The organism is Parasphingorhabdus sp. W113 (assembly GCF_055693205.1).
The window spans coordinates 2,393,495-2,416,128 of sequence record NZ_CM146328.1 but is presented as its reverse complement, the minus strand read 5'-3'; the positions used below and the strand labels follow the sequence as shown (position 1 = coordinate 2,416,128).

Genomic DNA, 22,634 nt, shown 5'->3' with positions numbered 1-22,634 from the left:
AAACCCACCCTATAGACGGCCCATGGAAAGGGACCATGGGAGTTTGTAATGTCCAAGCAATTTCCACCGCTGTCGCCGGCCAACATACCGCTGCTCGATCATGATCGCTACGCCACACGATTGAACCGGTTGCCAAGGATCGATCCGACCGAGCGCACCCGCTATCGCACGATCTGGATTTCCGACATCCATCTTGGCACGCGCGGCTGCAATGCCGAAATGCTGATCGACTTTCTCGACCATGTCGATAGCGATACTCTCTATCTGGTGGGGGATATTATCGATGGCTGGCGTCTGAAGAAAAAATTCTACTGGCCCGATAGTCATAACGACATTGTCTGGCGCATATTGAAGCGTGCCAAACGGGACACGCGCATCATTTACATCCCTGGCAATCATGACGAGATGTTTCGGCAGTTTACCGGACTCAATTTCGGCGGCGTCGAGATCAAACGTCATGCTATCCATGAGACCGCCGATAGCCGCCGGTTGCTGGTCATGCATGGCGATGAATTTGATACGGTGATGCTGGCCCATCGCTGGCTCGCCTTTGTCGGGGACGCCGCTTACACCGCGCTGATGCGGCTGAACTGGCTGGTCAACAAAGTGCGCAACCGCCTGGGATTGCCTTATTGGTCGCTTTCGAAAATGGCCAAGCACAAGGTCAAAAACGCCGTCGAATTTATCTGGCAATTCGAAGAACTGGTTGCCAAGGCCGCGGGCAGCCGCGGCGTCGATGGCGTGGTTTGCGGCCATATTCACACCGCCGAGATGCGGACAATCAAGGGTGTGGAATATTATAATGACGGCGATTGGGTCGAAGGCTGCACCGCGCTGGTTGAATGCGATGACGGCACGATGGAAATTCTGCACTGGTCACAGGAAATCGCAGCCCGCGAGACTCGTCGCAAGCAAACGGCAACGCTCACCATAGCCGATTCTGAAAACCGTCAGCGATCGGCGTCGGAAGTGGCATGAGAATCGTTCTGGTCACCGATGCCTGGCATCCACAAGTTAATGGCGTCGTGCGAACGCTCGACACGGTGCTGGATATATTGCGGGGCTGGGGACACCAACTGCTGGTGATTTCTCCAGAACAGTTTCGCACGGTAGCGGCGCCAAGTTATCCCGAGATCCGACTGGCCGTGGTGAGCGCCCGGGAGGTTGGTCGGCAGATCGCGGCTTTTGAACCCGATGCCATCCATCTTGCAACGGAAGGGCCGCTTTGTCTGTCTGCCCGCCGCTGGTGCCTCAGAAATGCCCATGCTTATACAACAGCTTACCACACCCAGTTTCCGGAATATCTGGCGAAACGAACCCGGCTGTCGCCGCGTTTGTTCTGGCCCTATATTCGCTGGTTTCATGGTCCATCCCGTGCGGTGATGGTGTCTACGGGCAGCGTCAGGCAACAATTGCTGCGCGAGGGACTGGGTCAAGTGCATCACTGGAGCCGTGGCGTGGACATGACAGATTTTACGCCGGACGCGCCCCGTCCGGCTCTGTTCAACGAATTGCCGCGGCCGATCCAGCTTTATGTTGGTCGGGTTGCGATAGAGAAAAATATCGAGGCGTTTCTTGATAGTAATCATCCCGGCAGCAAGGTGGTTGTTGGCGATGGCCCCGCGCTGAACGAATTGCGCCGTCGCTATCCGGCTGTTCATTTTCTCGGTCGTCAGACCGGAAGCCGGTTGGCTGGCTGCTATGTCGGCGCTGATGTCTTTGTTTTTCCAAGTAAAACTGATACTTTTGGGTTGGTGATTATCGAGGCTCTCGCTTGCGGGACGCCGGTCGCGGCCTATCCGGTGACGGGGCCTGTCGATATTCTGACTTCCGCTTGCGGTGCGATGCACGCGGACCTTGATCAGGCGATCGGCCGGGCTTTGGGGCTGAGCCCGGCGGCCTGTCTTGAACGCGCATCGCAGTTTAGCTGGACCGCCAGCGCGCGTCAGTTTCTCAACGGCCTGGCGCCGGTGGACACGTCATATTCCGCTCGTCTATCGCGGCGGTTTGTTGCCAAGGCCATATTTGCACGAGCCTAATGGAAGCGCGCAGCCGGAATGACGCAATTGTCTTGCCGACCGCGCCGATTTGTCTTACAAAGCGCTCAACACCAAGGCCGTCTCCGCAAGGGGGCGGCCCTTATTTTATGGAGAAAAGGCCGTGGCCCAGGAAAATAACACCCCTCTCATGCCGCATGCGACCGCTAGCTGGCTGGTCGACAATACGGGTCTGAGTTTTGACCAGATTGCCGAATTTTGCGGGATCCATATCCTCGAAGTCAACGCCATGGCGGATGACCTTGCGAGCTCGAAATATACCGGTCGCGATCCGGTTCAGGCGCATGAACTGACCCATGAAGAGATTGCCAAGGCCGAAGGTGATCCCGACTATCGCATGAAGTTGCAAAAAGGACCCGATCAGGTGCGTCGGACGAAAGGACCGCGGTACACTCCGGTTTCCAAGCGGCAGGACAAGCCCGATGGTATTGCCTGGTTGCTGCGCAATCATCCGGAAATTTCGGATGCCCAGGTTGGCAAGCTGATCGGTACCACCCGCACGACGATTAACGCGATCCGCGATCGCGAACATTGGAATATTGCCAATATCGTCCCGAAAGACCCGGTGACATTGGGCCTGTGTTCCCAGCGCGAGCTGGATGCGGTGGTTGCCAAGGCGGCGAAAAAGGCCGGTATCGAGCCAGAAGTGCCGGAAGACAAGAAGCTTGGCGGCGACAAAGAAGCCCTGATCGCCGAATTGCATGAAGAGCGGGCCCAGGCCGCGCGCGATGCGGAAGCCGCTCTGGCAGAGGAATCCGGCGAAGAGAAAATCGCACCGGAAGATCTCACCGCCGAAACGCTGTTCAAGGACTGAACGGGGTTTGGAAGGATCGGGGCATCTCTCGACTGGGAGATGCCACACGGTCTTTTAATTAGCTGATTAAATCCGGTTGCGCCGGTCCCCGCGATCAGACTATGGTTTGACGATGGACGCTCCTCGCACCCCTCCGGCTTATGACGCAACGCTTGCGGATCATGGCTTTGATCCGATCGAAGCGGAGGGACTGACCTATCCGCTGGGCGATTACGAACCCAAAACCGGTGAATATTTCGAACTGATGCCAGGCATCGGCTGGACCCGGACTCCGGTACCCGGGCCGCTTGGCCATATCAACAACTGGATATTGGACGACTATCATCCCGATGGCAGTACCGGCTTTGCGATTGTGGATACCGGATTGTTCATGCCGGCCGCCATTGAAGCCTGGAAAGGGCTGTTTGAAACCGGCTTGAACGGCAAGACCGCAACCAAGATTGTCGTCACCCATTTTCACCCGGATCATGTCGGCTGCGCGGGCTGGCTCGCGAAACGGTTCAAGGCGCCGCTGCATATGAACCGGACCGAGTGGCTGCTTGCCCGGATGCTGACCGCTGACACGGATGCCGAGGTTCCCCAGGAAGCGATTGACGAATGGCGCTTTGCCGGATGGGATGAAGAACTGATCGCCGACAAGATCAAGGCGGGTTGGGGGCGCTTCGCCAAGGCGGTGTCGCGCATGCCGCTGGGTCATATCCGGATGGATGAAGGCGATCTTCTGCGGATCGGTGACAATGGCTGGCGGGTGATGATCGGGCGCGGCCATACCCCGGAACATGCCTGTCTGATCGACGATAAAAATCATGTGATGATTTCGGGTGATCAGATTTTGCCACGGATCACCTCGAATATCTCGGTTATGATGAGCGAACCAACCGCCGACCCGCTCGGGGAATGGCTGGAAAGTATTGCGCGGTTTCGCGAGGAGATTGATCCCAACCTGCTCGTACTCCCCGCCCATGGTCGTCCGTTCAAGGGTGCACATGAACGATTGGACACGCTGGCCTTGCGCCACAACGAGGCGCTTGATGATCTCGCTGATGCGCTGGCGGAAAAACCGATGCGGGTGGTGGATAGTTTTCCGTTGCTCTTTTCGCGGCCGATCGGGCCGGATGTCATCGGCATGGCAACAGGAGAAGCAATGGCGACCCTGCGGCATCTCGAATATACCGGCCGCGCCTTGCACGAAGTGAAAGACGGCACCGCCTGGTATCGCGCCAGCTAGACTTTGCCACTGGGCAATCGAATGGGGCCTATCAATTTTGATTGTCAGCGGCGGTCTATTCACTTACACCAATGTCAATGACTGACGCCCCCGCACCCGCTTCGCCTGATGACGTGATTCCGATCTGGAAATCGCGCTACAATCATCCCACCGACTGGGATCAATTTTTCCCGCCCTTGTCGATGCCCGCGATGTTTTTTCATTCGGCGGGCCGTCGGGGAGAAGCCAATCTGCTCGACTTTATGGGCCGCAAATATAGCTATGCGGATGTTGCTGCCGGGGTCATCCGTGTGGCCCGGGGGTTGCAGGATCTGGGGATCAAAAAAGGCGACCGCGTCGGGTTGTTTCTGCCCAATGTTCCACATTATGTGACCGCTTATTATGGTGCGATGGCGATTGGCGCGACGGTGGTGAATTTCTCGCCGCTCTATACGGTGGAAGAGCTCAATCATCAGGTTGAAGACAGCGGCACCAAGATATTGTTCACCCTGTCGGCAACCGCGCTCTTTCCGACGGCTTATGAGGTTCTCCAGCAATCCAGCCTCGAACGGCTGGTCGTGGGCAGCGTGGCGGGTGCTCTGCCGGGCGCCAAGGCGCTCTTTTATCGGTTGTTCCGGCGCAAGGAAAACAGCCCGCAGCCAGATGATGACCGCATTACGCCCTTTGCGGATCTGACCGACAATGACGGCAAATATGTCGCTCCGAATATCCATCCGGAAAAGGACATCGCCTTACTGCAATATACCGGTGGCACCACGGGCACGCCCAAAGGGGCCATGCTCAGCCACCAGAATCTGACCGCCAATGCCCGGCAGATCAACCGAATCGACCCCTTTGTCGACGAGGATGATCGCCTGATGGGTGTACTGCCGTTCTTTCACGTGTTTGCCAATAGCGCGGTACTCAACCGCACGGTGCAGCGCGGCGGTGAAATTGTCATGCTCCCGCGCTTTGACGCCAAGCAGACGCTGAAGGCGATTTCGCGCAACCAGATTACCGCAATGCCGGGGGTGCCGACCATGTATCAGGCGCTGCTCGATCATCCGGATATCGACAAGACCAATTTCTCGTCCCTGAAAGTCTGTGTTTCCGGCGGTGCGCCGCTGGCTGGCGAGCTGAAGAAGAAATTCGAGGCCAAGACCGGGGCCAAGCTTGTGGAAGGCTATGGATTGACGGAAAGTTCCGGTGTGGTCAGCGCGAACCCTTATTCCGGACTGAACAAAACCGGGACCATTGGTCATCCGGTACCCGGCACCCTGGTGAAATTGGTCGACAAGGAAGACCCGTCCAAGGAGGTTCCGAAAGGCGAACCGGGTGAGCTTATTTTTTCCGGACCGCAGGTCATGCAGGGTTACTGGAACTTACCCGAAGCGGATGACGAAGTATTTATCGACGGATTTCTAAGAACCGGAGACGTCGCCCAGATCGATGATGATGGCTATATCAAGATTGTCGACCGGCTGAAGGACATGATTGCGGTCGGTGGATTCAAGGTATTTCCCAGCCAGGTGGAAGAGGTGCTCTACGCGCATGAAGCGGTGAAGGAAGCGCTGGTGATTGGCGTGCCGGATGATTATCGCGGGGAAAGCCCCAAAGCCTTTGTCGCGCTTGAAGAGGGCGCGGATATCGACGGCAAGATGTTGAAGGAGTGGCTGAACCCGAAGCTTGGCAAGCATGAACGCGTGATCGATGTGGTCGTCCGCGAGAGCCTCCCGAAAACCATGATCGGTAAACTGGATCGCAAGACATTGCGCGCTGAAGAACTGTCCTGACGTTGTCGCCGTTCGATCGAGCACCGTCTGGAATCAACCGGCGGCGGTGATCGTTATGCGGTGCGGTTCACAATGTTCCGATTGCGGATCATCAGCCGAGATCGCCTAAGTCTTGCTGCGGCCGACCAGAATCTGTTTGTTCCGCGCTTCAACGGCGCGAAAGGCCTTGAAAACCGAGAGATCGGGGTCGGTTTTGCCGCTGTGCCCGATATGGAACAGCTGCTCGTAAAACCAGTAAATGGTTGCGAAGCCGTCGACGGCCTTGACCATCTGAAAGCGTTTGAGAAAGCCCAGCCAGTCGGGAACGAGTTGCAATTCGTCCTCGAAACGCGGGAGCGCATCGAGGCCTTCGAGCAGTTGGGCAGGGGCATCGGTCATCACGCACATCGGGCGTCCGAGCCCGATAACATCTGCTGCCCCGTTGGTCAGCGCCTGGTTCATCGCCGCACGGGTGCGGAACCCGCCGGTGACCATCAACGGCACCGCGACCGAATCCTGCATCGCCTTCGCAAAGTCGACAAAATAGGCCTCGCGCGCCTTGGTTGACGGCGCAACATTCTGCTCTTCTTTTTCTTCCATGCCATCAGCGCCCATCAGGGCGGGCTGTTCATAGGTCCCACCGGAGATCTCGATGAGGTCAACGCTCGCCGCCTCAAGCCATTGCACGACTTGCAGGCTGTCTTCAAAAGCGAAGCCGCCTTTCTGGAAATCAGCACTGTTGAGCTTTACCGAAATCGGAAAATCCGGCCCGACCGCAGCTCGCGCCTTGCTGATCACGGCGAGCAGGAAGCGCGCGCGGTTTTCGAGGCTGCCGCCGTAGGCATCGGTGCGCTGGTTGGCGCGTGGGCTCAGGAAGCTGCTCAACAGATAGCCATGCGCACTATGGATTTGCACGCCAGTGAAGCCGGCGTCCTGGCAGGTTTTCGCGGCAAGGGCGAAGCGGTCGACCAGCTGTTCGATTTCTGCTGTGGTCAAGGCCACCGGTTCGCCAAATTGTCCGCCCGGCAAGCCCAGTTTGACCGCCGATGGCGCCTTGGGGTGCGGATTGACATTGGCCTGCGTCTGGCGCCCGGCATGACTGATCTGGGCCCAGAAATGGTTGCCGTTGCGGGTCGCCTCGGACGCCCAGCTTTTGAGCGCCGCCATCATCGCGGCATCGGCCGGTTTATCAATGACGACATTGCCGGGGCGTTCGAGATGATCTCGGTCAATCTGGATGTTGCCGCTCAACAACATCCCGGCACCGCCATCAGACCAGATGCCGTAGAGCCGCTCGAGCTCGGCGGTCGGCAACCCATCGGGTGTCGCCAAGCCTTCGGTCATCGCTCCCTTGCTGATCCGGTTGGTTAAAGTCGCGCCACAGGGCAGGGCGATCGGATCGGCGAGAGAAAGGGTCATGAAACAGTTCCGTTTTTACATTGCGATTAGAAACTGATTCTGTCCGATTCCCCAGAAAATGCAAGCAATTTGCTGCTCTTAACCACGTAAAAGACCGAAATTGGGGCAATTTGGCTTTTTCAATTTTTACGGTATAGTAATCATACCGTCAGCGGGAGAGCACATCCGGCGGCGACGAGAGATATCTGAAAGGGAAATAGGATATGGTTGCATCAGCATCACGGAAATCGGTTACCAAGCATCGCGATTTTGGCGATAGCGATATCGCTCGTCCGGTGCAGTGGAACAAGAAAATGAGCAATAATTGCGCTACCGCGTTGCTCGTCTATACGATGGCACAAATCTTTTTCGTTCTCAGTTTCATCCAGACCAAGGGCATGTCTATTGCGCCCTATTTTGGGCTCGTTCTGCTCGTCGCCGTGATCATTCCCTTTTGCCGCAAATTTGAAAAGCGCTGGGAAACGATGGAAACCAGCCATCTCACCGAACAGAGCATTGCCGCCCGTTTCCGCCGCGACCAGATTGTTTTATGGTTGCTTGCATTGGGCCTGCCGTTTGTTTTTGTCGGCATCATTCAAGCCGCCAGTTTCATTTTCTAAACCACAGGATTTCGCCGGTTTGTCTGGCGAAATGATCCGCGATCAGCGTTGACCTTGGGGCAGGGCGCTCCTATGTCTGCGCCCATGTTAAAGCCCGAAGAAGCGCAAGACCGCGCCGACGCCCTGATCTCCCAAGCCAAACAAGCCGGTGCCGATGCCGCTGACGCGATCTATGTCTGCGATGCCGCGACCCAGGTGTCGATGCGGTTGGGCAATCTTGAGGATGTCGAACGGTCGGAAGGCGAAGAAATCGGTTTGCGGGTATTCGCCGGCAGCCGCTCGGCCACGGTATCCTCATCCGATATGGATCCCCAGATTTTGGCTAATTTGGTCGGCCGCGCTCTCGATATGGCGCGCGAAGCGCCGGAAGATAAATATGCGGGTCTCGCCCCCGAAGAGCTGATCCTGAAATCCGCACCCCATCCGATTGACGGTGATGATGGCGTTGACCCGGATCCGGCGGCCTTGCGGGAGATGGCGCTGGCTGCAGAAGATGCCGCACGGGCGGTCTCTGGGGTGACGAACAGCGAAGGCGGCGGTGCCAGCGCGGGGCGCAGCATTGTTGCACTTGCCACCAGCCATGGCTTCTCGGGCGCTTATTCGACCAGCGGCTACAGCGTATCGGCCAGTGTTATCGCTGGCGAGGGCGACGGTATGGAACGCGATTATGCCTATCACAGCACGCGGCATCTCGAAGATCTCGACCGACCCGAGACGATCGGCCGGGAAGCGGGAGAGCGAGCGGTGTCCCGGCTCAATCCGGTGGAATTTCAATCCGGGGCCATGCCGGTGGTGTTTGATCCCCGCGTCAGCAATAGCTTGCTCGGCCATTTCGTTGGCGCAATTGCCGGCAGCAGCATCGCGCGCAAAACCAGTTTTCTGCTCGACGCGCTGGATAGCCAGGTGTTTGACAGCGCGATCAATCTTATCGATTGCCCGCATCGCAAGCGGGGGCTGCGCTCCAAGGCTTTTGATGGCGAAGGCTTGCCCACCGCCAAGACCAAGCTGATCGACAACGGACGCCTGACCGGCTGGATCATGGAAAGTGCCTCCGCGCGCCAATTGGGGCTTCAGCCCACGGGCCACGCTTCGCGTGGGGTCGGCGGCGCGCCGGGGGTCAGTGTCACCAATCTGCACATGAATGCCGGTACGGTCAGCAAGGCGGCGCTGATTGCCGACATCAAACATGGCGTTTATATTACCGAGTTGATCGGACAGGGCGTCAATCCCGTCACCGGCGACTATAGCCGCGGCGCAGGCGGGTTCCTGATCACCGATGGGCAAATTGGCGCGCCGGTTTCTGAAATCACCATTGCCGGCAATTTGAAAGACATGTTCGCAAGCCTGATCCCGGCGGATGATCTCGACTATCGCTATGCGATCAACGCGCCGACCTTGCGAACAGACGCCATGACGGTCGCTGGTGGATAGACGGATAGAGTCTCTCGCCGCCACTCGCTCGCGCCTGTCGAAGGATCGGTCGTTACTCTGCCGCAACTGGTCCGATAGGAACGGGGAGAGCGGCCGTGGCTGAGGTTGATTTTGATCAGATCGTTACGATTGCCAGAGAAGCTGGCGATCTCGCCATGCAGCAATGGCAGGCCGGCAAAAACGCAGAAAAGACATGGGAAAAATCACCCGGACAGATTGTCAGCGAAGCCGACTTGGCCGTCGATCGCTTTCTCCGCGAACGGCTCGAGGCCCAGTTGCCCGACGCCGGATGGCTGTCAGAAGAAACCGCTGAAGACAAATCTCTGTCCGGGCGTGAAATGGCCTGGGTGGTGGATCCGATCGATGGCACCAAGGATTTTGTAAAGGGCAAGCCCGGCTGGTGTATATCAGTGGCCCTGGTGCAAAATGGCGCGCCGATATTCGGCATCCTCAACGCGCCGGCGATGGACGAAATCTGGACCGCCAAGGCGGGTAGCCATACCGAAGTCAATGGCAAGCCACTAAAGGCCAGTCAGTGCATGCGTTACAATGGTGCGCGATTGCCGGTCGAAGAGTTGCCGGACCATATTGATCTCACGCCAGTGTTCAAACCCAACAGCATTGCCTTGCGTCTCGCGATGGTTGCCGATGATCGCGCGGATCTTGTCGTGTCGACACGCTGGGGGAGTGAATGGGATATTGCCGCGGCGCATGTTATTGCCGAAGAGGCCGGCGCGATGGTTACCGATGCCCATGGTCAGACGCTTCGGTATAATGGAACCCACGGACAGGCCTTCGGTGTGTTGTGCACCTCTGCCGGAATTCACGAGGATGCGGTGGCCCGGGTCGCCAAATTTCTGTCCGAGAATGAGGGACAGCGCTAGGCCGGCCGCCGCGGACGGGTCCAGAGTTGATCGCGATCGACCCATTTTGGTTTCCACAAGGCCTGGCCAAAGGCTTTTGCCACCCATGCCGTTTTGGCGGCTTTGCTGGTGACGATCCGGTGCTCGAGGGAACCGCCGGCACTCTTTCGCACGGCACGGGCGATATCCCCGTAAATCCCGGCCGCCGCCAACACCGCCCAACGCGATCGAAAAGGCAGCTTGGCCGCGCCGATCCGGGCTGAGGCTTCATAATGTTCGGACAGGTCACAAAGCCGGTCGACCAACAGGATGAGCGCGTCCCGTCGCGCAGGGTCCATCACATCGAGCGGATCAATCCGCATCTCGGCGAGCCAGTCTTTGGGCAAATAGCACCGGCCGGCTTCCGCATCTTCTGCAACGTCCCGGGCGATATTGGACAATTGAAACGCCAGACCCAGATCGCAGGCGCGGTCGAGCGTTTCATCGTCGCGCGGGCCCACGCCCATGACAATGGCCATTAAGCCACCGACGGCGCCGGCAACATGATAGCAATATTGGTAGAGATCATTTTCGGTCTGCGGCCGCCATTCCCTGGCATCGAGGGCGAAGCCGTCAATGACGTCCATCGCCAGCGGCTCCGGTAATCGGCATTCCTCGGCTACCACGCCCATTGCGTCAAAGGCGGGTTTGCCGGTTTGTTCGCCGCCCATGACCCTTTTGGTAAGCATGCGGACCGCGGCCACGGTTCGCTTGGGATCGGGGACGGCGGACTGGCCGTGACCATGGTTCTGGCCATCGACCAGATCATCACATTCGCGGCACCAGGCGTAGAGCAGCCACACCCGTTCCCGCGTCTGACGCCGGAACAGCTTCGAGGCCAGCGCAAAGGAACGGGATCCCTTGTCAATGCTGCGCTGGGCATGGAGCACGAGATTGGCGCGGTTCATGGCAGCAGGCGAGCGTGTGGCATCAGGATCAAGACGGGGACAAACAGCACCAGCGCCTCGTCACGCTAGATCTTCCAGCATCAGTTCAGCGGTTGCCTTGGCACTGCCAACAACACCAGGAACGCCCGCGCCGGGATGGGTGCCTGCGCCAACAAAATAGAGATTGTTGATGACATCATCGCGATTGTGGACCCGGAACCAGGCGCTTTGGGTCAACAGCGGTTCGAGACTGAAGGCGCTGCCAAGATGGGCGTTGAGATCCGTGCCGAAATCCTGCGGCGTGTAGTGAAAGCTGGTGACGATCCGATCATGAATATCCGGGATGAGACGATGACCGATTTCATCCAAGATGCGCTTTTCATAGATCGGTCCCATTTCCTCCCAGTCGATCGGCAATTTGCCCTGATGCGGTACCGGTGCAAGAACATAGAAGGTGCTGTGCCCTTCGGGCGCCATTTCCGGATCGGTGATCGTCGGGTGGTGGAGATAAAGCGAGAAGTCCTGCGGCAGCACGCCATTGTCGTAAATGTCCTCGAGCAGGCCCTTATAGCGCGGGCCAAACAGGATCATGTGATGCGGTATGCCGGGCCAGCTGCCCTTGAGCCCGAAATGGACGACGAACAAAGATGGCGAATATTGCTTTTTCTTGAGCGATGTCGTGACCTTGTCGCTGCGATGCTTGTGACCCAGCAGATCGCGATAGCTGTGCATGACATCGGCATTGGAAGCCACCGCGTCAAATTGCTCGCTCCAGCCGGATTTGCAGGTCACGCCAGATGCCCGATCGCCAACCGTGTCGATGCTGGTGACCGGATCAGACAATCTGATCGTACCGCCAAGCCGCTCGAAATGCTTGACCATTGCCGCCACCAGCATGTTGGTGCCGCCCTTGGCGAACCAGACCCCACCGAGCCGCTCGAGCTTGTGGATCAGCCCGTAAATCGCGCTCGTCGACATCGGATTGCCGCCCACAAGCAGCGATTGAAAGGACAGGAATTCGCGCAGCTTTTCATTCTTCACAAAGGAAGAAACCTTTGCATAAACAGAGCGATAGGCCTGAAACTTCATCAGGGCTGGCGCTGCACTGACCATCGATTTGAAATCGAGAAACGCTTTGGTTCCAAGCTTCACATAGCCTTCTTCGTACAGCCCGCCGCTATATTCCAGAAAGCGCTTATAGCCTTCGACATCATCCGGTTCGATTTTCGCAATTTCGGCGTAGAGCTCTTCGGGATCGTTGACATAGTCGAAATTGGTCCCGTCCGGCCAGTTGAGACGGTAAAAGGGGGATACTGGCATCAGCTCGATATCTTTGGCCATGTCATGGCCGGTCAGATCCCACAGCTGGCTGAGGCAGTCCGGGTCGGTGATGACGGTTGGTCCACCGTCAAAGATAAAGCCTTCCTTTTCCCAATAATAGGCCCGGCCCCCGGGCTTGTCGCGGGACTCTAATATGGTTGTCTGGATACCAGCAGATTGCAGGCGGATGGCAAGCGCCAGGCCGCCAAAGCCGGAGCCAATGACCGCGGCTTTTTGGAACAGTTCGGGTTGGCTTTTAGTCACATCAGTCATGGGCAAGATTACTCATCGGTATTTTAGTAAGAGCGGGATAGCGCGTATAATCGGAATTGGCGGTTTGCCGGTCAACAGGCGGGCCTGATCCCGCATGGTCGATTTTCCGGCATAGAAACGGGCCAGCAAGTCCGCGTCCTTGGTATATGTATGTTGCAGGGTCAGATAGCGTTTCTCCGGGTCTGCGCCCTTGAATAGGAATGCACAGAGCATGCGATAAAATTTGCCTTTTTTCCAGTGCTTTGTTGCCATGTTGCGCAACAGTTTGTCGAGATTTTCCTGTGTGAGTTCAGGCAGTTCCGCAATCTTGATCGCAGTGCGCACGGCCATCGGCAGGGAATAGCTGGTAATCGGCTGGATCATCGCAGCGCGCGCGCCGGCGCGGGCATCCGGGCCGGGATTGCTTTTCCAAAAACGGTCAAAATTCCCGCCATAAATAACCGGCAAAGCCCCGATTTCTTCTCTGACCACCTTGTCGATCTGCCACCCTTGGGCAGCCGCATAGTCCGTGATCCGATTACGCAACTGCTCGACATCCATGGCTTTGCTGTCCGCATAATAAGTGTCTTCAATGAAAATCTCGGTCTCGCTGAACGGCAGGCAATAAACGAACCGATAACCATCGATCTGGTCGACCCGGGCATCCATGATAATCGGGTGCTTGAGCCCGTGGGGGGCGTTCAGCCGGAGCATTTGGCCACAAAATTTTTGCCACCCATATTCGAGCGCCGTGTTGTTGTCGCCGCCGCGCACGTCGATAATGGCGTTGGCGGCGATAGGATCATTCTGCTCAACAGCGACAAGGCCATCGTCAAGACTGGTCGCCTTGTGGCCCGATTTCAATGCGGTCACCGGCAGGCGCGCGCGCAGTTCGCGATCGAGATTTTCTGATTCTATCGAAAAATAGCGATTGGCAATGGTCCGGCTATATTGTGGAAAATGGACGTCATAATTGTCCCATTGCCGGGACAGAAGGGGATCCAGCAGCCAGCGGTGCTCGGGATCGATATCGCTCTCGAAAAAGGACCAGATATGGTTGCCACCAAAATGTTCCTCGGCTTCAATCAGCGCGATGTTCAATTCCGGACGCAATTGGCTTAGCGCCAGCGCGATCAATCCACCCGCCAATCCTCCGCCCGCAATGGCGAGATCATAGTGATTTTTGGATGCAGCGGGCTCAGCCATGTTGTGGCCTTAGCGAATAGACCGGGGCGACGAAAGCCTGTCCCAAAGCATGTAGCAAAATAATTGGTTTTGGCCTTGCTCAGCGCCGTCCTGGGGCATAGCAGATGGCTATGGAAATATTCGTCGCTCTCCTGCTGTCTGCCATCGCAATGACGGTGATTGTAGGTGTCCGCTATCTGATCACCAGTGGATTTTTCGCCTGGCTGACCGGCAAGGTCAATCCCGGGCAATATGATCGCCTCAAGCCTCAGATTTCAAAGGAAATCCGGTGGTCGCTTTGGTCGGCGATTATTTACGGCGTACCCGCAGGAATTATTGCCTGGGGCTGGCAGAATGCCGGATGGACGCAAATTTATACCGACTTCAACATGTACCCAATATGGTATTTGCCGCTCTCGCTTTTCGTCTATCTCTTTCTGCACGACAGCTGGTTCTATTGGACCCATCGCCTGTTTCACCGGCGTGGATGGTTCGAACTGGCGCATGCGGTTCATCATGAAAGTCGGCCGCCAACCGCTTGGGCTGCCATGAGTTTTCACCCGCTGGAGGCGATTAGCGGCGCGGTGGTCATCCCGGCTCTGGTTATCGCAATACCGATTCATGTCAGCGTTTTGGGGATTGTCCTGCTGATTATGACGGTTATGGGAGTGACCAATCATATGGGCTGGGAGCTATTTCCCCGCTGGATGGTTAACGGGGCATTAGGGAAGGGTCTGATAACAGCGACCCATCACGAAAAACACCATGCGAGTTATAGGGGTAATTATGGGTTATATTTCCGGTTCTGGGACAAATTATGCGGCACTGATCTTGGGCTCGGCCATTTCGGCAACATTGCTGATGGCGACACCGACCGACGCAGCGGGAACACCAACCACCGTCGCTAGCCCGGTCGCCGGGGCACCGGTCGTGGCGGCAACGGTCAATATCGCGGTTTCCGGCTTGCGGTCACAAAAAGGCGATGTGCTGGTTTGTCTGAGTTCCGAACCCAAATATTTCCCGGATTGCCGGAAAGACAAGAATGCGCGCAAGATGAAAGTTGCGGCGACGGATGCCGGCAGCGTGCTCATCCCCAATGTCAAGCCAGGCACTTATGCGGTTGCGCTGATCCATGATGAAAACGCCAATGGCAAGATGGATATGCGGCTGTTTCTGCCGCGCGAAGGCTTTGGTTTCTCGCGTAATCCCAAGCTCGGCATGGGACCACCAAAGTTCAAATCGGCCCAATTCACGATCGGCGCTGACAATGCCAAGCATGCCGTGAAGATGAAATATATTCTTTGACAACAGAAAAATGACTGGACCTTTTGGCGCCGGCGCGCATGATATCATGATGACACAATCCCCCATTTCCGCTCGACGGGCCGCGCTCTGGGCAGCGCCCCTTGGTATAATGCTGGCTGCACCGGCTCAGGCGCAACCGTCAGGGCCTCCGCAGGACAGTGTCTTTGATGATACCTATGTCACGATTGGCATCGGCGGCAGCTACGGCCCCAGCTATGATGGTTCGGATGATTACACATTTTCGGTGCTCCCGGTGGTCACCGGCAGTGTCGCTGGGATAGACTTCACCCCACGTGGCCCGGGTTTTGCGGTCAACGTCATCCCCGACCGCGACAATGCGAAAGTGGAATTTCTCCTCGGTCCGGTCGTCACCGCGAGCTTTGACCGGGTTAATGATATTGAAGATCCGGTGGTTGAGCTGCTTGGTGAGCTAGACACAGCGATTGAAATCGGCCCGACAGCGGGCGTCAAGCTGAACCGCATTACCAACCCGTTTGACTCGCTGACCGCGGCCGTGGATGTCAAATGGGATGTGGCTGGCGCGCATGAAGGCATGATTGTTTCGCCCAGCCTGACCTATTTCACGCCGCTCAGTCGCGGGGCAGCGGTCAGTCTGATTCTCAACGCCGAGCATGTCGACGATGATTTCGGAGACTATTATTACAGCATATCGCCGACTGGCAGCGCCGCCAGCGGACTGCCGACTTTCGCCGCTGAAGGGGGCTGGAAAAGTGTTGGCGCCAATGCCTTTGCCGTGGTCGATCTTGACGGCAATGCGCTCAATGGCGGCTGGGGCCTAATTTTTCTCGGCGGTTATTCGCGGCTGCTTGGTGATGCCAAGCGCTCGCCAGTGACATCCATCCGGGGCAGCGCCGACCAATGGTTTGGCGCGGTTGGCATCGGCTATACCTTCTAGGCAGATCTTTCATTTTGTGACGAAATTGCCGGTGAACAACCTGCAATTCTGAGATTTTCTTGTAATCGCGAGCGAAATATATATCCTTTCCCAACCATTTCCCCATGGAGGTCTTGATGCGCATTCAGAAAATGAAATATTCAATCGTCGCTCTCACCAGTGTTGCCCTGCTCGGCGCATGCGGACAGAATGAAGGAGCGGACGCCCCCGAAGCGGCGGCCGAAGCCGTCACCGAAACACTGGCCAATGGCATGACCGTCAAGGAACAGATTGAAACCCGTCAGGCGCAACTGAAGAAGATCGGCAAGGCCTTCAAGACGATCAGCGATAATCTGAAAGCCGACAGCCCGGATATTGCCGCGATACAGGCCGCTGCCGCCAGCGTACCGGAAAATGCCACCGGCTTGGGCGACTGGTTCCCGGCCGGCACCGGGCCTGAGTCCGGTATCGAAACCGACGCCCTCCCGGCGATCTGGGAAAATGAAGCGGATTTCAAGGAAAAGGCCCAGGCGATGCAAGATGCCGCTGCGGCTTTGAACGAAGCCGCGCAGGGCGGTGATATTGCTGCCATCGGCGCTGCGTTCAAGGAAACGGGTGGAACCTGTAAAGCCTGTCACGACGATTATCGCCTGGACGACTAGCGGGCCGTGACCGCCGATCAGATCCAAATATTGATCTGGGACTGGACGGTCCGGCTGTTTCACTGGTTGATCGTGCTGTTAATTCCGCTGATGTGGTGGACGGCCGAAGAAGGCATGATGGACTGGCATCGCCGCATGGGTCTGACCCTGTTCGGCCTGATTGTCTTTCGTCTCTGCTGGGGTGTGATCGGCACCGTGACCGCCCGCTTCGGTCCGATGCTGCGCCAGCTGGGATCATTGAAAGACTATATCCAATCGCTTAAAACCGGCGCAGATAAACCGAGTTTCGGTCACAGCCCTTTGGGTGTGTTGAGCGTTTTTGCGTTGCTTGGAACGCTGGCCCTGCAAGTGAGCACCGGTCTCTTTGCGGTCGATGTTGATGGACTGGAATCGGGACCGCTGGCGGTTCTGGTTTCTTTTGAGACCGGCCGTGATTTTGCCGATATTCATGAACTGAACTTCGACATTCTCAGCGGACTGATCGTGCTGCATCTGGTTGCCATTGCCGCTTACCATTGGGGTCTCAAAGCCAATCTGGTGCGCCCGATGATCACCGGCCGCCGCCGGATCGAGCCATCGCAGCCGAAGCCGGAAACACCTGTCAAGATTCATCCGGTCCAGTTCATCTCCGCCGCATTGATTGCGCTGGGCAGCGTCTATGCCGTGCTCGAAGCCGGATAGATACATCACGGCGCAATTCGAAGCTATCCGGACACCGTTCTGCCGGTTCGCACATTAATGGGGGAAGCTGCGGCGGAAAGAGGCCGCGGCCAAATGGAACTTCACCAGCGCTTCACTCAATGCGCGCGCGAAACTGGAGCGAAAAATTGGGATCGGGATTGCCGGCGGGAAAAACGCCCTTGGGGTTGAAGCAAATATAGCGGATATCGGGATCATAGCCGCTATCCGGTACATAGTCACAATCGGTCAGGCTGGCCGGCGCGGTCGGGGAATCGGAATAGGCCACATCATCTGTTGCATCGAACGAGATGGAAGAGCCGTTGTCGACAAACAGCACCGCATCGGTACCCGCGTCGCCGTCGTTCATGTCGCCGTTGAAGAAGCTGAGTGTGTCCGGCAACGCATCAACAACCAGAAGGCTGTTGGCATCGATATCAGCGCTGCCCTGGTTGGTCACGGTGATTGTATAAATGACATCATTGCCCGGAAGCGCGAAGATACTGCCGCTGTGAATTTCGGAAATTTTGGCGACCACAACCGCAATGTCTTCGACCGTCACTGATATCTGTGCGGTCGTGCAATTGCTGGGATTGGCGGTTTCGCAAAGCTGATAGTTGAACAGGTAGACGCCCGGCGCGGTGCCGGGTGTAACGTCGACATTGCCGGTCGCGGTGTCGAACATCAGACCCGGCGGGACCGATGCCCCGGTGGCAATGGAGAGGTTGCCATTGCCGGGGCCGGCCGGATCACCATCAACAGTGTCACCGGAAAATGCGTTGACGACCGCAGTGCCGCCCGTGCTGCTGTTGATACCGGTTATGCTGTCATCGGCCGCAACAATTGCGTTGGCGTCCCATTCAAAATTATAGAAGGCGAGGGTGACATTGAAATTGTCATTGCTGAATTTCGCGCCGATGAAGTTAAGCTCATCGATTTTCACGCCTGTTGGAAAGGTGAGGCGATATTGGTTGGCGGTTTCATCGGAATTGCCGGCCGCCGGCCCGATCAAGGTTGTGGTCGTCGCGGTCGTTGTCAAAACATTGACCCCGCCGGTAAAATTGTCGAAATAGCTTGGCAGCACAGGAACCGCGACGCCGTCGAGAAAGGCTTCAACCCTGACAGTGTCCTGTGCATCCAAGCCCCCGTGGGTGACGGTAAAATGATCGACTGATGCACTGAAATCAAATGCGAACCTGCCAACATCGCCATCAAAGTCGGTATTGTCATTCTGAGTCCACAGCTGCTCGAGACCAGACGGATTCTGAAACTGTACACCGCTCGCCCATTGCGCGGTGCCCGTGACGCTATAGGAAAAATCAAAGGTAACATTCTCATGCTCGCCGAGACCGGTCAACGTGCCGCTGGCAGTATCATCGGCATTGAGTTTGGTGTCGGTGGGATAGGTGCCATTGTTGATCGTGATCTGGGCGGCAGCAGGTCGACTGCTGATCAACAGCAGTGCCAGCACGCAGGCGGTTGCCCAGATCATTGTCTGGAGGATGGTATTGGAAGCCGTTCTGGTCATGGCTGCGTTGCGCGAAAGCGTTCCCCAAAAAATTGCGTCATTCCCGTGAGGAGGGAGCAGATAATCCTGGGGTTGAGAACGGTCGAGGACAGGCAAGCTTAAGAGATAATTGAATTTTCTGATCTGGGTAACGCTAGGTTTGCGCTTGCCACTGCTTCTGACGAGGTTCTAAAAGCAAGGGGCCTCATGGCGGGGCGAGGAAGGAAATGAAGCGTGTACAAGACTATTCGACTGTTACCGGCGGCGCTGTTAGGCCTTTTGGCAAGTACCGCTGTCGGACAGGCCTCGAACGACCATCATACCGATCCAGACGCCCCGATAGCTTCGCCTGCGCTCACCGGCCCAGCCATGGAGATACTGGGCATGACCATCCGGCTGCCATTACCGGACAATTATATCGATGCGCGCGCCAAAATGCAGATTGCACCAAATATGGCGCTATTCTTCACCGAGGCGGTGGAACCCTGGGAAGGCGCAGGTGAAGTCAGTGAATCGATTGTGTTTTACGGGATCGGTCTCAAACCGACGAGCGAAGACATCAAGCAACAGAAATTCGAGGAAATCGTCAGCCGATTTGTGGCCCGTGTCGAAGCCCAAATTGCGGGCGAGCCGGATTCCGAGATCATCAATAGCCCGGACCATCTGGTCCCCGGCGACATCATCCAGAGGATCTATGGTGGTTCGCATGGCAAAAATGCAGCGGTGCTGACCATTACCGATGATCGGAGCGACCGCAAAGCGGTGCTTATTCATTCCGGTTATGCCCTGCCTGGCACCGTGACCTATCCGCTGTTTGAGGAAATTTCATTCGTGCGGGTCGTGGATCGCATTGTGGTATTCCATGCCATTCGCGTGAACACCAATATGCTGACCGAAGCAGAGCAAGAGCGGCTTGGTACCGGCGACGCTCGTGCACAGTTGCTGGAGACCGGCCAATCGCTGCGCGATGGGCTGGTGACCCTTAATCGTTAGGCCGGACCGGGCGCTCCGGCCGGCATCGCTACGCGAGATTGGCAGGATCGATCAGCCGCCATGCATTTCCCGATCAACGCGCCTTGCGTCCCTCTCTTTAAAGCCCTAGTCTGCGACTCATCCCCGGGGAGCCGCCTGGACGCCATTTGCGAATGACGGGCAGCGGTTGAGAGCGGAAAATCCGCGACCCGTTGAACCTGATCCGATTAATATCGGCGGAGGGAGGGAGCGGTTTTAGACAAAAATCCCGCCTCTCTGCTCCGGTAACTGGAGTTAAGACTATGGCCGATCTTCCCGCAAAAACCGAAATAGGCGTCACCACCGGACCGATCCGCGGATCGAAAAAATCCATGTTGCAGCGCATAGCGGATCGGGCATTCGTGTTGCGATGCGCGAAATCCATCTCGAAGGCGGCGAGGATCCGGTGCGGGTCTATGACACGTCCGGCCCCTATACCGATCCCGATGCGCTGATCGATATCAACATGGGCCTGCCCCAGCTGCGCCGCGAATGGATCGAAGCGCGCGGCGATGTCGAAAGCTATGACGGGCGGGAGATCAAGCCGGAAGATAATGGCCAGCTTGGCCCCGATCGCAGCGGCGGTGTACCGCAATTTCCGAATGTCGTAAAACGCCCCCTTCGCGCCAAGCCCGGCGCCAATGTCAGCCAGATGCACTATGCACGCCAGGGGATTATCACGCCGGAAATGGAATATGTCGCCGAACGCGAAAATCTTGGGCGCGAGCGGCTCAAGGAATATGTCCGCGATGGCGAAAGCTATGGCGCGGCGATCCCCGACTATGTCACGCCCGAATTTGTCCGCGACGAAATTGCGCGGGGCCGGGCGATCATTCCGAACAATATCAACCACCCCGAAACCGAGCCGATGGCGATTGGCCGCAATTTCCTGGTCAAGATCAACGCCAATATTGGCAACAGCGCAGTGGCATCCGATGTCGCGAACGAAGTCGACAAGATGGTCTGGTCGATCCGCTGGGGCGGGGATACCGTGATGGATCTGTCCACCGGCCGCAATATTCACGACACCCGCGAGTGGATCATCCGCAACAGCCCGGTCCCGATCGGCACCGTGCCGATCTATCAGGCGCTCGAAAAAGTCGGCGGCGTCGCCGAAGACCTGACCTGGGAGATCTTCCGCGACACCCTGATCGAACAGGCCGAGCAGGGCGTCGACTATTTCACCATTCACGCCGGTGTGCGCCTGCCTTATGTGCCGATGGCCGCCAAGCGTGTCACCGGCATCGTCTCGCGCGGCGGGTCGATCATGGCGAAATGGTGCCTTGCGCATCACAAGGAAAGCTTCCTCTACGAGCATTTTGACGACATTACCGAGATCATGAAAGCCTATGACATTGCCTATTCGCTCGGCGATGGCCTGCGTCCCGGCTCGATTGCCGATGCCAATGACGAGGCGCAATTCTCGGAACTCTACACCCTCGGCGAGCTCACCCACCGCGCGTGGAAGTCGGATGTCCAGGTGATGATCGAAGGGCCCGGCCATGTGCCGATGCACAAGATCAAGGAGAATATGGAAAAGCAGCTCGAAGTTTGCGGGGAAGCCCCTTTCTATACGCTCGGACCCCTCACCACCGATATCGCGCCGGGCTATGACCATATCACCAGCGGCATTGGCGCCGCGCAAATCGGCTGGTATGGCACGGCGATGCTTTGTTATGTCACGCCGAAAGAGCATCTCGGCCTGCCCGATCGCGATGATGTGAAAGTGGGCGTTGTCACCTACAAACTCGCCGCCCATGCGGCCGATCTGGCCAAGGGCCACCCGGCGGCGCAGGTGCGCGATGATGCGCTCAGCAAGGCACGCTTCGAATTCCGCTGGCGCGACCAGTTCAACCTTTCGCTCGACCCCGACACGGCGGAAGAATATCACGACCAGACGCTGCCGGCAGAGGGCGCCAAGACCGCCCATTTCTGTTCGATGTGCGGGCCGAAATTCTGTTCGATGAAAATCAGCCAGGAAGTGCGCGACTTTGCCAGCAAGCAAAACCAGAGCGCCGAAGGTTTTATCGCTGCGGAAAAACTCGGTGCCGATACCGCCGCCGCCAGCAAGGCCGCAGCGGAGGAAGGCATGCGCGAAATGGCGAAAGTCTACAAGGACAAGGGCGACAGGCTCTACCTGCCCGAGGATGAAGTCGAAGAACCGGCGGAGTAAAGCCTATGAAAACTGTACGGACAGCGCTCACCGGCGCTCTGGCGATCATCGGGGCAAGCTCTGCTGCCCAGGCGGAGCCCAAGCAGACCCTGATGCCTGACAGCGAACAGGGCCGCGCGTTCATGGAGCAATTCGGTTTCTCCCAGGCGGTGATCCACGATGGCAAGGTCTATATGTCCGGCGTTATCGCCGGACCGACACCGGAAGGCATGACCGACGAGGAAAGCTATGCCCGGACCTTCGCCTATCTCGGCACGATATTGAAGCGCGCCGGGTCGAGCTGGGACGATGTACTCGATATCACCACCTATCATGTCGATATCGATCAATCGATGCCACCGCTCGCCGCAGCCAAAAACCGGTTTGTGAAAGCGCCTTTTCCGGCCTGGACCGCAATTGACGTGGACCGCCTTTACACGCCCGACGGCTTGGTCGAGATCAAGATCACCGCGCGCCTGACCCCCGAGGCGGATGAACCGGCGGAGTGAGGTTATTGATCGTCATGCTGAATGTGATTCAGCATCCAGAGTGGTTTGCCCGGACCGCTATTCTGGGTCC

At 57.3% G+C, this 22,634-nt stretch carries 20 protein-coding genes, 1 pseudogene and 1 riboswitch; of the genes and pseudogenes, 16 read left to right on the top strand and 5 right to left on the bottom strand.

Annotated elements, in window-relative coordinates; all coding sequences use genetic code 11:
• The first annotated feature begins 48 nt into the window (after positions 1–48).
• From ACZ1GS_RS11640 to ACZ1GS_RS11620, 5 genes are all read left to right on the top strand, one after another.
• Positions 49–978 (top strand): UDP-2,3-diacylglucosamine diphosphatase, encoded by a 930-nt coding sequence (locus tag ACZ1GS_RS11640; protein WP_472695350.1) that lies wholly within the window; start codon positions 49–51, stop codon positions 976–978.
• Entirely contained in the window at positions 975–2,039 is a 1,065-nt protein-coding gene (locus tag ACZ1GS_RS11635; RefSeq protein WP_472695349.1) for a glycosyltransferase family 4 protein, read from the top strand. Before ACZ1GS_RS11640 ends, ACZ1GS_RS11635 begins: the two co-directional genes overlap by 4 nt.
• A gap of 148 nt (positions 2,040–2,187) precedes the next feature.
• Positions 2,188–2,871, top strand: coding sequence for a cell cycle transcriptional regulator TrcR (locus ACZ1GS_RS11630; RefSeq protein WP_472698128.1), 684 nt, complete (start codon positions 2,188–2,190; stop codon positions 2,869–2,871).
• Positions 2,872–2,983: 112 nt separating this feature from the next.
• Positions 2,984–4,099 carry an MBL fold metallo-hydrolase gene (locus ACZ1GS_RS11625; RefSeq protein WP_472695348.1) on the top strand — a complete coding sequence of 372 codons (1,116 nt, stop codon included), beginning with the start codon at positions 2,984–2,986 and terminating at the stop codon, positions 4,097–4,099.
• Between the two features lie 77 nt (positions 4,100–4,176).
• Entirely contained in the window at positions 4,177–5,871 is a 1,695-nt protein-coding gene (locus tag ACZ1GS_RS11620; protein WP_472695347.1) for a long-chain-fatty-acid--CoA ligase, read from the top strand.
• A gap of 105 nt (positions 5,872–5,976) precedes the next feature.
• Here the strand turns inward: ACZ1GS_RS11620 and ACZ1GS_RS11615 are convergent, their stop codons facing one another.
• Positions 5,977–7,269 carry an NADH:flavin oxidoreductase/NADH oxidase family protein gene (locus tag ACZ1GS_RS11615; protein WP_472695346.1) on the bottom strand — a complete coding sequence of 431 codons (1,293 nt, stop codon included), beginning with the start codon at positions 7,267–7,269 and terminating at the stop codon, positions 5,977–5,979.
• A 203-nt stretch (positions 7,270–7,472) separates the two neighbouring features.
• Between ACZ1GS_RS11615 and ACZ1GS_RS11610 the strand changes: the two genes are divergently transcribed.
• The 3 genes from ACZ1GS_RS11610 (at position 7,473) to ACZ1GS_RS11600 (ending at position 10,183) form a co-directional block, all read left to right on the top strand.
• Positions 7,473–7,868: a hypothetical protein gene (locus ACZ1GS_RS11610; protein WP_472695345.1), complete on the top strand. Its 396-nt coding sequence runs from the start codon at positions 7,473–7,475 to the stop codon at positions 7,866–7,868.
• 84 nt (positions 7,869–7,952) lie between these two features.
• Positions 7,953–9,299, top strand: coding sequence for a TldD/PmbA family protein (locus ACZ1GS_RS11605; protein WP_472698127.1), 1,347 nt, complete (start codon positions 7,953–7,955; stop codon positions 9,297–9,299).
• A gap of 95 nt (positions 9,300–9,394) precedes the next feature.
• Positions 9,395–10,183 carry a 3'(2'),5'-bisphosphate nucleotidase CysQ gene (locus tag ACZ1GS_RS11600; protein WP_472695344.1) on the top strand — a complete coding sequence of 263 codons (789 nt, stop codon included), beginning with the start codon at positions 9,395–9,397 and terminating at the stop codon, positions 10,181–10,183.
• On the opposite strand, the gene ACZ1GS_RS11595 is transcribed toward ACZ1GS_RS11600, so the two are convergent.
• The 3 genes from ACZ1GS_RS11595 to crtY are packed head-to-tail and all read right to left on the bottom strand — an operon-like array spanning position 10,180 to position 13,866.
• On the bottom strand, positions 10,180–11,109 hold the full coding sequence (locus ACZ1GS_RS11595; RefSeq protein ID WP_472695343.1) for a phytoene/squalene synthase family protein: 930 nt from the start codon (positions 11,107–11,109) through the stop codon (positions 10,180–10,182). The two genes, ACZ1GS_RS11600 and ACZ1GS_RS11595, sit on opposite strands and share 4 nt — an antisense overlap.
• Before the next feature lie 60 nt (positions 11,110–11,169).
• Positions 11,170–12,681, bottom strand: a complete 1,512-nt coding sequence (locus tag ACZ1GS_RS11590) for a phytoene desaturase (protein ID WP_472695342.1) — start codon at positions 12,679–12,681, stop codon at positions 11,170–11,172.
• A gap of 12 nt (positions 12,682–12,693) precedes the next feature.
• Positions 12,694–13,866 carry a lycopene beta-cyclase CrtY gene (gene crtY, locus ACZ1GS_RS11585; protein WP_472695341.1) on the bottom strand — a complete coding sequence of 391 codons (1,173 nt, stop codon included), beginning with the start codon at positions 13,864–13,866 and terminating at the stop codon, positions 12,694–12,696.
• Between the two features lie 110 nt (positions 13,867–13,976).
• Between crtY and ACZ1GS_RS11580 the strand changes: the two genes are divergently transcribed.
• The 5 genes from ACZ1GS_RS11580 to ACZ1GS_RS11560 all read left to right on the top strand — a co-directional run bounded on the left by ACZ1GS_RS11580 (position 13,977) and on the right by ACZ1GS_RS11560 (position 17,388).
• A complete protein-coding gene (locus tag ACZ1GS_RS11580; protein WP_472698126.1) occupies positions 13,977–14,753 on the top strand; it encodes a sterol desaturase family protein in 777 nt (258 codons plus the stop codon).
• Entirely contained in the window at positions 14,707–15,150 is a 444-nt protein-coding gene (locus ACZ1GS_RS11575; protein WP_472695340.1) for a DUF2141 domain-containing protein, read from the top strand. The genes ACZ1GS_RS11580 and ACZ1GS_RS11575 overlap by 47 nt, the downstream gene beginning before the upstream one ends.
• A 10-nt stretch (positions 15,151–15,160) precedes the next feature.
• Positions 15,161–16,066 carry a MipA/OmpV family protein gene (locus ACZ1GS_RS11570; RefSeq protein WP_472695339.1) on the top strand — a complete coding sequence of 302 codons (906 nt, stop codon included), beginning with the start codon at positions 15,161–15,163 and terminating at the stop codon, positions 16,064–16,066.
• A 116-nt stretch (positions 16,067–16,182) separates the two neighbouring features.
• Positions 16,183–16,707, top strand: a complete 525-nt coding sequence (locus tag ACZ1GS_RS11565) for a c-type cytochrome (protein ID WP_472695338.1) — start codon at positions 16,183–16,185, stop codon at positions 16,705–16,707.
• A gap of 6 nt (positions 16,708–16,713) precedes the next feature.
• The gene (locus ACZ1GS_RS11560; protein WP_472695337.1) at positions 16,714–17,388 is read left to right on the top strand and encodes a cytochrome b/b6 domain-containing protein; all 675 of its coding nucleotides are present in this window, start codon (positions 16,714–16,716) and stop codon (positions 17,386–17,388) included.
• A gap of 112 nt (positions 17,389–17,500) precedes the next feature.
• Here ACZ1GS_RS11560 and ACZ1GS_RS11555 read toward each other — a convergent pair whose 3' ends face one another.
• The gene (locus ACZ1GS_RS11555; RefSeq protein ID WP_472695336.1) at positions 17,501–18,913 is read right to left on the bottom strand and encodes a hypothetical protein; all 1,413 of its coding nucleotides are present in this window, start codon (positions 18,911–18,913) and stop codon (positions 17,501–17,503) included.
• Positions 18,914–19,126: 213 nt separating this feature from the next.
• On the opposite strand from ACZ1GS_RS11555, the gene ACZ1GS_RS11550 reads away from it, so the two are divergent.
• The 3 genes and pseudogenes from ACZ1GS_RS11550 to ACZ1GS_RS11540 all read left to right on the top strand — a co-directional run bounded on the left by ACZ1GS_RS11550 (position 19,127) and on the right by ACZ1GS_RS11540 (position 22,564).
• Positions 19,127–19,885 carry a hypothetical protein gene (locus ACZ1GS_RS11550; protein ID WP_472695335.1) on the top strand — a complete coding sequence of 253 codons (759 nt, stop codon included), beginning with the start codon at positions 19,127–19,129 and terminating at the stop codon, positions 19,883–19,885.
• Positions 19,886–19,999: 114 nt separating this feature from the next.
• Positions 20,000–20,126, top strand: a riboswitch (TPP riboswitch).
• A 40-nt stretch (positions 20,127–20,166) separates the two neighbouring features.
• Positions 20,167–22,076, top strand: a pseudogene (gene thiC / locus ACZ1GS_RS11545) (phosphomethylpyrimidine synthase ThiC).
• A gap of 5 nt (positions 22,077–22,081) precedes the next feature.
• Positions 22,082–22,564: a Rid family hydrolase gene (locus tag ACZ1GS_RS11540; protein ID WP_472695334.1), complete on the top strand. Its 483-nt coding sequence runs from the start codon at positions 22,082–22,084 to the stop codon at positions 22,562–22,564.
• The last annotated feature ends 70 nt before the right edge of the window (positions 22,565–22,634 follow it).

What these genes read in the sequence shown, in the direction of transcription:
- ACZ1GS_RS11640 (WP_472695350.1), top strand. Translation starts at nt 49, where the DNA reads ATGTCCAAGCAATTTCCACCGCTGTCGCCGGCCAACATACCGCTGCTC.
- ACZ1GS_RS11635 (WP_472695349.1), top strand. Translation starts at nt 975, where the DNA reads ATGAGAATCGTTCTGGTCACCGATGCCTGGCATCCACAAGTTAATGGC.
- ACZ1GS_RS11630 (WP_472698128.1), top strand. Translation starts at nt 2,188, where the DNA reads ATGCCGCATGCGACCGCTAGCTGGCTGGTCGACAATACGGGTCTGAGT.
- ACZ1GS_RS11625 (WP_472695348.1), top strand. Translation starts at nt 2,984, where the DNA reads ATGGACGCTCCTCGCACCCCTCCGGCTTATGACGCAACGCTTGCGGAT.
- ACZ1GS_RS11620 (WP_472695347.1), top strand. Translation starts at nt 4,177, where the DNA reads ATGACTGACGCCCCCGCACCCGCTTCGCCTGATGACGTGATTCCGATC.
- ACZ1GS_RS11615 (WP_472695346.1), bottom strand. Translation starts at nt 7,269, where the DNA reads ATGACCCTTTCTCTCGCCGATCCGATCGCCCTGCCCTGTGGCGCGACT.
- ACZ1GS_RS11610 (WP_472695345.1), top strand. Translation starts at nt 7,473, where the DNA reads ATGGTTGCATCAGCATCACGGAAATCGGTTACCAAGCATCGCGATTTT.
- ACZ1GS_RS11605 (WP_472698127.1), top strand. Translation starts at nt 7,953, where the DNA reads ATGTTAAAGCCCGAAGAAGCGCAAGACCGCGCCGACGCCCTGATCTCC.
- ACZ1GS_RS11595 (WP_472695343.1), bottom strand. Translation starts at nt 11,109, where the DNA reads ATGAACCGCGCCAATCTCGTGCTCCATGCCCAGCGCAGCATTGACAAG.
- ACZ1GS_RS11590 (WP_472695342.1), bottom strand. Translation starts at nt 12,681, where the DNA reads ATGACTGATGTGACTAAAAGCCAACCCGAACTGTTCCAAAAAGCCGCG.
- crtY (WP_472695341.1), bottom strand. Translation starts at nt 13,866, where the DNA reads ATGGCTGAGCCCGCTGCATCCAAAAATCACTATGATCTCGCCATTGCG.
- ACZ1GS_RS11580 (WP_472698126.1), top strand. Translation starts at nt 13,977, where the DNA reads ATGGAAATATTCGTCGCTCTCCTGCTGTCTGCCATCGCAATGACGGTG.
- ACZ1GS_RS11575 (WP_472695340.1), top strand. Translation starts at nt 14,707, where the DNA reads ATGGCGACACCGACCGACGCAGCGGGAACACCAACCACCGTCGCTAGC.
- ACZ1GS_RS11570 (WP_472695339.1), top strand. Translation starts at nt 15,161, where the DNA reads ATGACTGGACCTTTTGGCGCCGGCGCGCATGATATCATGATGACACAA.
- ACZ1GS_RS11565 (WP_472695338.1), top strand. Translation starts at nt 16,183, where the DNA reads ATGCGCATTCAGAAAATGAAATATTCAATCGTCGCTCTCACCAGTGTT.
- ACZ1GS_RS11555 (WP_472695336.1), bottom strand. Translation starts at nt 18,913, where the DNA reads ATGACCAGAACGGCTTCCAATACCATCCTCCAGACAATGATCTGGGCA.
- ACZ1GS_RS11540 (WP_472695334.1), top strand. Translation starts at nt 22,082, where the DNA reads ATGAAAACTGTACGGACAGCGCTCACCGGCGCTCTGGCGATCATCGGG.